Raw genomic sequence first — 12,376 nt, forward strand, 5'->3', positions numbered from 1 at the left:
GCTAATGGGTAATTAGTAATGGGTAATTGGTAACTAAAAACCCATTACCCATTACCAATTACCAATTAATTTTAAAAAATAATGATGTTTCCGGATTTCTCCCAGTTTTGCACCCTAGCGCAACAAGGCAACTTCATCCCAGTATATCAAGAATGGGTGGCAGACCTAGATACGCCCGTATCTGCTTGGTATAAAGTCTGTGCAGGTCAGCCCTATAGCTTTTTGTTGGAATCGATCGAAGGTGGGGAAAAACTGGGACGCTATAGTTTAGTGGGTTGCGATCCGGTGTGGGTTTTAGAAGCAAGGGGCGATCGCACAACCCAGAAAAACCGTGATGGTTCGCAGGTCGTTTTTCCAGGCGACCCTTTTACAGCTTTAGCCGAATGTTTAGCACCTTATCACCCAGTGAAGTTACCAGAGCTACCACCAGGAATTGGCGGTTTGTTTGGGTTTTGGGGCTATGAATTAATTCACTGGATAGAACCGCGTGTGCCTATTTATCCACCAGATGAGCGAAATATCCCTGATGGATTATGGATGCAGGTAGACCACCTGTTAATTTTTGACCAAGTGAAGCGGAAAATTTGGGCGATCGCTTATGCTGATTTACGTGACCCAAAAGTAGATTTGAAAGCAGCATATCAACAAGCGTGCGATCGCGTTACCCAAATGCTCGAAAAGCTATCTTTACCCCTATCGCCAGAAAAAACTCGATTGGAATGGAAACCCCCGGGGAGCAGAGGAGTAGAAGAGCAAGGGAGCAAAGCAGCAGAGGAGTATCAGAGTAACTTTACCCGCCCTGATTTTTGTGCCAGCGTCCAAAAGGCCAAAGACCATATTAAAGCAGGCGATATTTTTCAAGTAGTAATTTCTCAGCGACTATCAACAACATACACAGGCGACCCCTTTGCCCTTTACCGCTCCCTACGTCAGATAAATCCTTCGCCTTACATGGCTTACTTTAACTTTCAAGATTGGCAAATCATCGGTTCCAGTCCTGAAGTAATGGTGAAAGCCGAAACTGATGCAGATGGTGGAGTGATAGCAACGGTACGGCCAATTGCCGGGACACGTCCAAGAGGTAAAACCACCAAAGAAGATGCAGCCTTCGCTGAAGATTTACTGCAAGATCCCAAAGAGATTGCCGAACACGTCATGCTGGTAGATTTAGGGCGGAATGATTCGGGGCGTGTTTGTCAAAGTGGTAGCGTCAAAGTTGATGAATTAATGGTGGTTGAACGCTACTCCCATGTGATGCACATTGTTAGCAATGTTGTGGGTAAATTAGCGCTTGGTAAAACAGCATGGGATTTACTGAAAGCTTCCTTTCCAGCAGGTACGGTAAGCGGCGCACCCAAGATTAAGGCTATGGAAATTATCTACGAGTTAGAGTCTAGTCGTCGGGGTGTTTATTCTGGTGTATATGGATATTATGATTTTGAAGGACAATTAAATACTGCGATCGCAATTCGCACAATGGTAGTCCATGATAATACGGTAAGCGTGCAAGCAGGCGCAGGTTTAGTGGCTGATTCTGAGCCAGAAAAAGAATACGAAGAGACGCTAAATAAAGCTAGAGGTATGTTAGAAGCGATTCGTTGTTTGCGTTGAATTGGGGATTAGGTATTAGTCAATAGTTAGTAGCCAGTAATTATTCTCATCATCTCCCTACACATAGGAGTGAAAATGAATGTAGAGACGTAGCGGTGCTACGTCTCTACAAGGTTTTCAGGCAACGAACAATTAATTTTTGTAGGTGTATCCTCATCTCCCTAATCCCCAGCCTCTTTTTCTACCTATATAGTAGTTACTCTGGCATACAATTAATTGCATCACTGATTTTTGTTAGTTAATTGCAAAACCGGGCTTGATATAAGTACAGTAACAGTTCTATTTGCTGTATGAGAATCCAGACCAGACTTTAAAAGTTGAGATACCAATATTTTTCTATTTTGAATTACATAGATTTTACTTTGAACTGCAAGATATTGGGAAACAATTTGTGCTACTTCTAAGCCCACGTATCCACAATACCGTGATAAATTAGGAAGCTTGATAAATCCAATCAACATCGAACTTTTTCCAAAGCTAAACAGACTTTTTTAGATATATTGAAAAGTGAAAAAAGTCTTGGCATTCAAATCCAAGACCTTCACTGAATTTACTACATACTACAAAGGAACAAACTTGTTTATCCCAATTGGCTGAAGTAAATTGCCCAAAGCATTCCAGTTACCCCAATGGCAATTAAAAGGTTAGTGAAAAATCTGCCGAATTCAACCTCTTGTCCTAACCCTTTATCGTCTTGACCGATACTGAAAAACAATGACCAGGCTTGATTTGCATTGATAGCCTCAAATTTGTTGAAATTAGGTCTAAAAACAACAGCCCCAATCAAATCTTTTTGGGGATAATCAAAATCAGTTTTCATAAGTTTGCCTCTAGATTGTTTTATTTGTCAAGTAAAGAAAATTCGTAAATATCAAAGTGTCTTCTCTAAAGTCTGGTTAGCCGTTGAACCAAACTGTGTCTAGTGATGTGATCTTTTACTCTTGTTTTACCGTTTGTAAATTAATATTAACTATTGTAAATATTTTTTGCAACTAGTTGACATGAGAATAAAAGTAGTGAGAACCGTACCAAGTAAGTAGGGTGAGCTAATCGTCATTTATTTTCCAGGTTGGTTCGTTTATAGTAAGCGGCTCTATTTCGGATTTATGCAAGAAGTAGACCATGTGTATAACTAACGCTTGGTAAGGATTGTTTATAGATAGAGGTTTGATGCCTGTAAAAACGTGCGATGTCTACGACGGTCACTGAGCGCAGCAGTACCCTTCCGGGGAAGCAAGCCAAGCTATGCGTAGCGTCTCGTAGAGAAGTGCGGACTATGCCTATGCTCTTGGAAGTGCATACAGATCAAAGCACCAATTGCATTTAATCTGACTTCAGTAAATCTTATGAACTATATAAACAAAAATTGTTAATTTATAACTGAGGAACTATTGCTTATTTGTAACGAAATTGTTATGTTTCTTTACATCTAGATACAAAAACAACATCAACGCGTTAAACCACTCTTAATCAAGGCTTTCTAAACAACTATGCAGTTGAGCCTGCAATGTGCCTTGCCGAATGTCCAAAATCAACGGCAGCGAAATTACCATGCCTTTGGTAAAGCGGTGTCCAGGATCTGGTTGTTCGATGATGCAAACACTGCTGAGTGCCTTTGTTAACAACTAAACGCATTTTTCCTGCGTTTTTTCACAGTTGATTTTTGACATTTGTATAGAACTGTAATTTTCTTTTTGGAATTTCTGTTATGTCTTTTACCATCCAATCAGCTCAAGGTATTTTTCCCGGCACTCTAATTGCTGACGTTGTTCCAACCGTTGTTGAATCATTCTCTCAGCTCAATGCTGAAGATCAACTAGCATTACTTTGGTTTGCCTATACCGAGATGGGTAGAAGTATTACGGTTGCTGCTCCAGGAGCAGCTAACATGATCCTCGCACAAGGCTTACTCGAACAAATTAAGCAGATGCCTTTTGAGGCTCAAACGCAAGTCATGTACGATTTGGCTAACCGTGCTGACACTCCCATCTGCCGTTCTTATGCATCCTTCACCGTGAACATCAAGTTAGGCTTCTGGTATCAGTTAGGAGAATGGATGGCTCAGGGAATCGTTGCTCCTATTCCAGAAGGCTACAAGCTTTCTTCTAAGGCGGCGGATGTATTGCAAGCAATCCGAAATGCTGATTCAGGTCAACAAATCACCATCCTACGCAATACAGTAATTAGCATGGGATTTGACCCGAATGCTCCAGGTAGTTACAAAAAAGTCTCAGAACCAGTGTCTCCTCCCACTGCACCAGCGTTTCGGACTAAAGTCACCATCGAGGGTGTTAACAATCCTACGGTGCTGGGCTATATCAACAACATGAATGCCAATGACTTTGATGCTGCGGTTTCTCTGTTTACCTCTGAAGGCGCTTTACAACCTCCTTTTGAAAGACCGATTATTGGTCAAGATGCAATCCGTGCTTATATGCGTGAAGAATGCCAGGGACTGAAGATGATCCCAGAGCGCGGTATATCTGAGCCAGTGGAAGATGGCTATACTCAAGTTAAAGTTACTGGCAAAGTTCAAACCCCTTGGTTCGGTGCCAGCGTGGGGATGAATATTGCATGGCGATTTTTGCTAGACCCCCAAGGCAAAATCTTCTTTGTAGGGATTGACTTGCTTGCTTCTCCTAAAGAACTGCTTAACCTAGTACGTAAATAAATCACTTTTTTAGGGTTACGGCAGTGCCGTGCCCTTACGAAAAACTGTGATTTAATTAACTAAAAATAACTGTAGACGTGGATGAGCAAAGCAGCGATGCCGATACTAATTCGATTAGCAATATTGTAAAAGATTGTTAAATACTTTTAAAGTTAGTGCTGAGTTGTTAAAAGTCTCCGAATGAGAGCTATTTTCAGCAATTATCGATTAGATACTGTATTTTCAGGTGATAAATGGAGAGTTGGAAGGCGGGCTGTATGGATGCTGATGAACTTCTCAAACGCTATTGTGCAGGAGAGAGAAATTTTCCTCAAGTAAGCCTGCATTTAGTTAACCTCAGCGAGGTGTGTTTAGCTGGAATCAATTTAAATCTAGCTAACTTAGCTAATGCGACTTTATCACAGTCCAACCTGCGGGGAGCAAACCTGATCGAAGCAAATTTGACTGCGGCGGTTCTCTGGAGAACCAATTTCAGTGGAGCAAATATGATTTTAGCAAACCTCAAGGCTGCTAATCTGATACGGGCAACTCTTAGGAAGGTGGACTTGCATAAGGCTTCCCTAGCGAAAGCAGACCTACGTTTAGCAGACTTGCATGATGCCGACCTCAGTAATGCAAACTTAGCTGGGGCAGATTTGCGTTATGCTAACTTAACAGGTGCTTTTTTGGCTGGGGCAAATCTCAATGGTGCAAACCTGACTGGCGCAAAGTTGAGCAATACAGACCTAAGTCATGCTAGTCTTGCCAAAGCTATTTTGTACAAAACTGATCTAAGTTACGTTGATTTCACGGAAGTAGACCTGACTAGAGTCGATTTGCAGCACTGCTTACTTCACGGAGTCACCCTACCTGAACGAAGCTTAATTGAAGCGGGTTGAGCGTTGCTGCGGTCTAATTAAAAATTTAGTCTTTCATTTTGTTGACCGGAGAATAGCGATCGCATAGATAAGATTTTGGAAAGGGCGATCACTCTTGCCTAAAAATACTGTTTTTGTCTGTCCTGCAAATGCCCTATGTGGTTGAAATCTTAGCATTTGGGCGGTGCAGATGAGGTCTAATTTTACTTAAGTTAAGTGTTCCAAACTATACTATTTAAATGTAAGATTTGAAATACTAGGGTACTTAGTAGCATGAATTATATCAAAGCTTTTCAAGCGAATACAGAATTAATTCAACAATTCGATGAAGATAAGGCTTATTTGGCTTGGTCAATGGCTCTTTATTTAGACTGCCCAGACGCTGAACAATTAGCGACTGAATGTCTTACAGATGATGGCAATGATAAAAAGATTGATTTTATACGTTTAGACTGGGACTCTAAGAGAATTGTTTTTGCTCAAGGATATTATTCTTCAAGAAAAGTTGACAGTGCGCCTGCAAATAAAGCATCTGATTTAAACACAGCATCTGCTTGGCTAATATCAGGAGATGTTAATGAAGTTCCTAGTAAGTTAAAAGCCATTATTAATGACTGCCGTAGTGCGCTAGATAATGGAGATATCGAGCAGATTGATTTGCTCTATGTTCATAATCTTCCAGAATCAATAAATGTATCTAAGGAACTGAATACTGCTGCAACTCATCTTTCAAGAAGTTTACCAAAAGATGCTAATATTAATGTTGTTGCGCGTGAGCTAGGTACTGAAGCTCTTGAACGATTATATTCTGCACAAGAGTCGTCTATCGCCGTTAAAGATAGTATTGAATGTCCTACTAAAGTTCAGTTTACTGAAGAAGGCCCATCCTGGAAATCTGCTATATTATCTATTCCTGGAATCTGGTTAAGAGACATTTTCAATAAGTATGGAGATGATCTCTTTTCTGCCAATTATCGAGGTTTTTTAGGTATAAATAAGCGTAGAAAGATAAACACTGGTATTCGTCAATCAGCAGAAAATGATTCCAGTAATTTCTGGGTATATAACAATGGAATTACAATTCTTACACTCGGATTTGAAGAAAATAAACGTAGTAGTACAACAACCCTTCAAGGTATTTCAATTATTAATGGCGCTCAGACAACAGGTTCCATTGGTTCAGTAGATATTACCAAGTACGATCTAAAAGAAGTAAAAGTTTTGTGCCGCGTTATTCAATGCTCAAACGCAGCTACAATTAGTCAGATAGTTAAGTATAATAATACCCAAAATGAAATCACAACCTGGGATCAGTATAGTAATAGTGCTGAACAAAAGCGTATCTCTGAGGAATTTAGTAACTTTGGTCATGAATACTCATTGAAAAGGGGCTTCAGCTCGTCTTCTATACAACTAGGTATTGAGCAAGTAATCCAACCAATGCTTGCATTTGCTGGTGATTATATAAGTGCTAGTAGAGGTAAGAATTCTCTATTTGAACGTCGTAGTTCTTATGAAAAAGCATTTAAAGATCAAAAGTCAAGGCATATTCTATTAGTACATACTCTTTCCAAAGCAATAAATGCATACAAGATAGAACTAAGTAAGAAAAGGATTAATAATCAGTTAGTTTCCATTGAAGAAAAACAGATAGCTTTATTTAGAAATTTAACATTTAAAAGTTTTTTGATAGCTATTATAGGAAAGTGTCTAGAATCAATTATTGGTGAAAAGGTTGATTCATTACAAGTTGCCTTTACGCCTGAAGCATCTAGGATTGACAATAAATCGATTAATGACTTAATTGCATTATGGCTACCAATTGTAACTACTGTATTAGCCTATGTAGCAAATATTATAGATAAAGATTTATCAGAGATATTGTCGGAAAATGATTCACTTGAAAGTGTTTCTAGTAAAGTAAGTACGTTTATTTATGTAAGTCAGGCTACTAACCCTAATCCTGCATTTACATCTTTCAAAAGCTTTATATCTCCCAAAGGTTAAACTTTAATACTTTGAAAGAACTAAGTCGTAAACCCGCAAAAAATACAAAATTATAAACAAGATAAGTAATGAGATTTTGAGCGATCGCTCTCCATTATTTCATCATGCGATCGCACCCCACACAGCACTACACTAGAAAGTAAGATGCTCAAAATAGCCTATGAACGCCACGACAACCACTTTCCCTTCTACACTCAAATTGAAAATTGACTTAACTGATGAGCAATTTTTCCAAATGTGTCAGAAAAACCGCGATTATCGATTTGAGCGTACAGCATCAGGGGAATTATTAATTATGCCACCTACAGGTAGTGATACTGGCAACCGTAATTTTGATATGGTTGTTGAGTTAGGAATTTGGAATAAACAGACTAAATTAGGCAAAGGTTTTGACTCTTCAAGTGGCTTTACTCTACCTAATGGTGCAGAACGTTCTCCTGATGTTTCTTGGGTAAAAATTGAGCGGTGGAATGCTTTAACCCCGGAACAACAAGAAAAATTTGCCCCAATTTGCCCTGATTTTGTAGTAGAGTTGCGTTCTCGTACTGATTCTTTGAAAGAATTGCAAGAGAAAATGCAGGAGTATATCGAAAATGGCGCTCAATTAGGCTGGTTAATTGACCGGAAAAACAAGCGAGTGGAAATTTATCGTCCAGGTAAAAATGTAGAGATATTAGACAATCCTGTTAGTTTATCAGGAGAAAATGTACTACCTGGATTTGTGTTAAATTTACAGCAGATTATCTAGCTTTATCGATTAGGATACACATGGCGCATTTCAAAGCGACTCTGTTCCCAAAGTGGTAGCAAAGCCTGTTTAGCAGCATTTAACTGAGCTTGCGAAAAAGAAATTTTACCATTTTCTATAATCCAAATAAATGTTCGAGTTATTATATCTGCATTTAAACTAGTCTCGTATTCACAATTATTTATTCTTGCTACTTGCTCATCTAAGCAATGCGTAGCATATTTGAATGTCAAGTTTTTCCAGTCTGTGGAATTGTTAGAAATTTCTTCGGGTGTACTTTTCCACTCAATTCTACATAAATTGCCGATAATATAGTCTATGCCTATTATGGAAGAATCAGTATTACGCACCAAATCGGTATAAGCTTGATAATATGATTGCAATAGCGAAGCAGCTATATTTTCTATATAAATATGTAGCCAAGATTGAATATCGTGAAGATAAGGTGCTAAATCTATGATAGTATCAATTTCTTTTATCAGCACACGATTACTTGTGTAATTTGTTATTTGGGCTAGCAATTGAGCTTCAGATAATTGGCACTCTTTTGAGTAATAATTAATAATTTTTGGAATGTATTTCTCTAATAACCACTGTTTGGTATATCTAGCTGTCCAGGTTCCCCGTACCCCTATATCTTGCTGCCATAAGGTTGATTTACCTTTTTCAAAAGATTGTAAGTTTATATTATTTAGCTCGTAAATGATGTCAACTTGATAGTCGGGGAATAAAGAAAAGTCTTTATGTAATTTTGGGAATATAAATGTATGGTCACGAATTCCTCGACTTACTCGAATTGATATATTTTCTCTATCGAATAGATGCCATTCTGACTTGCCTTTAGTATAATCAAATTCTTTAAAAAACTGCTGCATTAGCTTCCATAATTCTTCTCTTACAGAAAAAAGAATAAAACCGCGAATCTCGGAAAATTTTACTAATTCAAAATCCCATGTTTCTAAAGCATTTTCAAATTCAGTTATTAAACTTTTATATTCTTGGCAAACTTTATCAACACACAAACACAAGTCTGCTACTTCTAACTTCGATAAAATAACTGTTGTTTGACCTAACTTTACTGTAAAAGTATTTTTATCTAACTGTTTCAAAAACTGACGACATCCCCAATCTGGTTGGGTGTGTAATCCTGTCATTAATTGACCTAAAATATCTTGATGATTTAAGTTGATTTTTAGACCTCTGAAAAGAATACTGCTGAATTCTATTTCACAATTACCTTCATCTAAAGCTTTGGGTAAATTACACGCGATCGCTACTTTCGGTTTCACAACAACTAAGCGGTAGCCTTCTCGGATTATGGAAGGTTCAAAATCAAATTTTCCTAAATCATCTGTTGCAAAATAAATCTGAGCGGTTTCGTAATTTATGCCATACTTTTCTGATTGATTTGTTGTCAAAGAGTATTCATGATGACATTTCTCTGGATAATAGAGATAGTGAAACATTGGCAAAATAAACTTTTCTTTTATATCATCTTCATTTTGTAAAATACGATGGTCAAAACCTTGTATCCATGTGATAAATTGTTTAATTTGGTCTGGAATAGTCATTAAATAACCGACCTGCTTGTATAAATTTGCTATGCCTTATTTTGTTTGTGTAATTAGCAATTTATCAAGTCGGTTTGGATAGTATAGTAGTTGTAGATACTTTACTAAGTTTAGAAATACCAGATATAGAACAATACAGTTCAGTTAAGGCTAAAACTCTTTGCCAAAGTCAATTTTTTTAACGAACCGCAAAGGACGCAAAGAACGCAAAGAGAACAAAGAAATGCTTAACTGAACCGTATTGAGATATAGAAAGGTATTAGCATAAAAACCTAAATATAAATTTAAGGGACAGGTAAATACCCATCCCCCAAAATCATCAAAATTATTGTGCAAATATGCAACGCTTTTTGTTTGCTAGCAGAGGTGCAAGCATCAACTTTAAACTAACGCTGCTACCTTCTCTAGCAAGCCTTGAAACAACCTCAAACCATCACTACCCCCTAGCATCGCGTCTGATGCTCTTTCTGGGTGCGGCATCATCCCCAACACATTGCCCCGACGATCGCAAATCCCGGCAATATTGTTCAGTGAACCGTTGGGGTTATCTCCTTCATAGCGAAACACAACTTGTCCGTTATCCTCAATTTTTGCAAGAGTGGCTGCATCCGCGTAAAATCTTCCCTCTCCGTGGGCAATGGGCAAAGTGATAACTTCGCTACTGGTATAATTTTGCGTCCATAAAAGATTAGTACGCTCAACTTTTACGGGAACGCGATCGCAGATAAAATGCAAATCTCGATTTCTGGTTAACACCCCTGGCAATAATCCAGCTTCAGTTAATACCTGAAATCCGTTGCAAATACCGAGGACAAACTTACCCTTTTGGGCGTGTTCAACAACCTGTTGCATCACGGGTGAAAAACGCGCGATCGCACCACAGCGTAAATAATCCCCGTAACTAAAGCCACCAGGGATGATAATGACATCCAAATCAGCAATATCTGTTTCTTGATGCCAAACCATGCGAGTTGGTTGTAAAAGCAAATCTCTAGTTACATAAGCAACATCGCGATCGCAATTAGAACCTGGAAAAACAACAACACCAAATTTCATGATTAGTCAATGAGTGGGTAGAGACACGATTAATTGCGTCTTGGGGAGGCAGGGGAGGCAGGGGAGGCAGGGGAGGCAGGGGGAAGAAAGAATAACTAATGCCCTATGCCCCATGCCCTATGCCCAATTCTCAATGCCCAGTTCCTAAAAAACCCCAGTTTGTGTTTCGACCTCAATTAATTCAAAGCGGTAATTTTCAATTACGGGATTTGATAGCATTTGGTCGCAAATGTTATCAAGGTCTTGACGCGCTTTTTTCTGGTCAGTCGTGGTGATGGTGAGTTCAATGTACTTGCCAATCCGCACATGGTCAACGTTATCGTATCCCAATTGCTCAAGACCGGATTGTACAGCCACACCAGCAGGGTCTAGGACTGAAGGACGAAGCGTTACGAAAATTTTGGCTAGATACTTGGTTTGCACGGGCTTTTGCTGAATGCTGCGATCGCTATACTATAACTTTCTGTTCCAACTGAGTGAAAATAAGATTACGAAGCGGTTAAAGTTAATTGATAAATTAGCTTATCTAACAGCTTCAACTACAGTGGCATATTTAAAGAATCATCTATGAGAGCCATACGCACCCGCAGTCAAGAGCGTATTTTGAACCTACTGAAAACCATCAAAAAAGGCATTTCCGCCCAGGATATTTACGTAGAACTACGCAACACCAATCAGAGCATGGGTTTAGCAACAGTTTACCGTTCCCTAGATGCTTTAAAGCTCGAAGGTATAGTACAAGTGCGGAATTTAGCTAACGGTGAAGCCCTCTATAGTTTAGCGCAACAAGATAAACATCACCTTACTTGCTTGCAATGTGGTGTCTCAATTCCGATTAATCAATGCCCAGTTCATGATTTAGAAGACCAGTTAGAATCCAACCATAAGTTTAAAGTCTTTTACCACACCCTAGAGTTTTTTGGATTGTGCAGTCAATGCCAAGTAAATCAAACTACTAGTATTGGTCAATAGTCATATCAATTTATATTGTGTTGTACTTTATTTCTTCTGCCTTCTACCTCCTGCCTTTTGCCTTTCTTCGGTAAACAGGACATTTTATTTGATCTTCAAGCTTAACTACAGGAGTAATGCAGTGTTGAGAATTAGCGTTGAAGAAGCAGCTATGAATTTAAAATCTCTCTTGGAACGAGTAGCTAGGGGAGAAGAAGTAATTTTGCTAGAGCAACATAAAGCTGTAGCTCGTTTAGTTCCTCCGCTACAAAAAGAACGATTAGCAAGTATGAAACAATTTCGTGATTCTCTTGCGATTAAGGGTGAGCCATTGAGTACAACTGTGCTAAATGCACGTACAGAACAACGTTGTTGATTTATTTAGATACAAGCGTTATAGCTCCTTTGTATTAGGCAGAAGCTTTAAGCGATACAGTTGAACAATTACTACTCAATGAAACTGAAGTAGGTTTGAGTCAGTTGGTTGAGGTTGAACTCGTTTCTGCGTTATCGCGTCGAGCTTACCGTCACGTATCGCAGAAGGTTTATAGTCTTGTAGAAGGAAATCTATTTACGCGAATAACTTTTCCTATTAATGTTGATTCTGTAGAAATCACCGCATCAATATTTATTGCTAATCGATTCCAGTCTAAATCATTTTTGCACGCAATTATTCCCGTATGGTCGGGTTTAATCTTATGTAATTTGAAAAAATCACGACGATTAATAGTTAATACAGCCCGATTTTCTAATATCGCAAACTCTAACACCATATCATCAGAAATTCCGGCTTTACCTGTTTCTTGTATGGTAATAATATCATGTCCAAAAGTACGTAATAATTCTACCGATTTACGCGGAAACTGCTCATCTGCTAACAACCTTGCCATACATCAACAGGATA

General features: G+C 38.7%; 13 protein-coding genes. 7 read left to right on the forward strand and 6 right to left on the reverse strand.

Annotated features, from left to right (window positions below; all coding sequences use genetic code 11):
* Positions 1–81 precede the first annotated feature (81 nt).
* Positions 82–1,611, forward strand: a complete 1,530-nt coding sequence (gene trpE, locus ANSO36C_RS01775) for an anthranilate synthase component I (RefSeq protein ID WP_251958119.1) — start codon at positions 82–84, stop codon at positions 1,609–1,611.
* A 580-nt stretch (positions 1,612–2,191) separates the two neighbouring features.
* Here trpE and ANSO36C_RS01780 read toward each other — a convergent pair.
* Positions 2,192–2,431 carry a hypothetical protein gene (locus tag ANSO36C_RS01780; RefSeq protein ID WP_251958120.1) on the reverse strand — a complete coding sequence of 80 codons (240 nt, stop codon included), beginning with the start codon at positions 2,429–2,431 and terminating at the stop codon, positions 2,192–2,194.
* 646 nt (positions 2,432–3,077) lie between these two features.
* Positions 3,078–3,236: a hypothetical protein gene (locus ANSO36C_RS01785; protein WP_251958121.1), complete on the reverse strand. Its 159-nt coding sequence runs from the start codon at positions 3,234–3,236 to the stop codon at positions 3,078–3,080.
* Between the two features lie 83 nt (positions 3,237–3,319).
* On the opposite strand from ANSO36C_RS01785, the gene ANSO36C_RS01790 reads away from it, so the two are divergent.
* The 4 genes from ANSO36C_RS01790 (at position 3,320) to ANSO36C_RS01805 (ending at position 7,894) form a co-directional block, all read left to right on the forward strand.
* Positions 3,320–4,282: an orange carotenoid protein N-terminal domain-containing protein gene (locus ANSO36C_RS01790; RefSeq protein WP_251958122.1), complete on the forward strand. Its 963-nt coding sequence runs from the start codon at positions 3,320–3,322 to the stop codon at positions 4,280–4,282.
* Between the two features lie 233 nt (positions 4,283–4,515).
* Positions 4,516–5,160, forward strand: a complete 645-nt coding sequence (locus tag ANSO36C_RS01795) for a pentapeptide repeat-containing protein (protein WP_251958123.1) — start codon at positions 4,516–4,518, stop codon at positions 5,158–5,160.
* Positions 5,161–5,412: 252 nt separating this feature from the next.
* Positions 5,413–7,146, forward strand: coding sequence for an AIPR family protein (locus tag ANSO36C_RS01800; RefSeq protein ID WP_251958124.1), 1,734 nt, complete (start codon positions 5,413–5,415; stop codon positions 7,144–7,146).
* Between the two features lie 160 nt (positions 7,147–7,306).
* Entirely contained in the window at positions 7,307–7,894 is a 588-nt protein-coding gene (locus tag ANSO36C_RS01805; protein WP_251958125.1) for a Uma2 family endonuclease, read from the forward strand.
* A 2-nt stretch (positions 7,895–7,896) separates the two neighbouring features.
* Here ANSO36C_RS01805 and ANSO36C_RS01810 read toward each other — a convergent pair whose 3' ends face one another.
* From ANSO36C_RS01810 to purS, 3 genes are all read right to left on the reverse strand, one after another.
* A complete protein-coding gene (locus ANSO36C_RS01810; RefSeq protein WP_251958126.1) occupies positions 7,897–9,465 on the reverse strand; it encodes a hypothetical protein in 1,569 nt (522 codons plus the stop codon).
* Between the two features lie 381 nt (positions 9,466–9,846).
* Positions 9,847–10,521 carry a phosphoribosylformylglycinamidine synthase subunit PurQ gene (gene purQ / locus ANSO36C_RS01815; protein ID WP_251958127.1) on the reverse strand — a complete coding sequence of 225 codons (675 nt, stop codon included), beginning with the start codon at positions 10,519–10,521 and terminating at the stop codon, positions 9,847–9,849.
* A 144-nt stretch (positions 10,522–10,665) separates the two neighbouring features.
* A complete protein-coding gene (gene purS / locus ANSO36C_RS01820; protein ID WP_251958128.1) occupies positions 10,666–10,944 on the reverse strand; it encodes a phosphoribosylformylglycinamidine synthase subunit PurS in 279 nt (92 codons plus the stop codon).
* Positions 10,945–11,088: 144 nt separating this feature from the next.
* Between purS and ANSO36C_RS01825 the strand changes: the two genes are divergently transcribed.
* A complete protein-coding gene (locus ANSO36C_RS01825; protein ID WP_251958129.1) occupies positions 11,089–11,493 on the forward strand; it encodes a Fur family transcriptional regulator in 405 nt (134 codons plus the stop codon).
* A gap of 121 nt (positions 11,494–11,614) precedes the next feature.
* The gene (locus ANSO36C_RS01830) at positions 11,615–11,848 is read left to right on the forward strand and encodes a type II toxin-antitoxin system Phd/YefM family antitoxin (protein WP_251958130.1); all 234 of its coding nucleotides are present in this window, start codon (positions 11,615–11,617) and stop codon (positions 11,846–11,848) included.
* Between the two features lie 169 nt (positions 11,849–12,017).
* On the opposite strand, the gene ANSO36C_RS01835 is transcribed toward ANSO36C_RS01830, so the two are convergent.
* Complete coding sequence (locus tag ANSO36C_RS01835; protein ID WP_251958131.1) at positions 12,018–12,362, reverse strand: DUF5615 family PIN-like protein; 345 nt, start codon at positions 12,360–12,362, stop codon at positions 12,018–12,020.
* Positions 12,363–12,376: the final 14 nt, after the last annotated feature.

Source organism: Nostoc cf. commune SO-36, from assembly GCF_023734775.1.
Classification (GTDB): Bacteria; Cyanobacteriota; Cyanobacteriia; order Cyanobacteriales; family Nostocaceae; genus Nostoc; species Nostoc commune_A.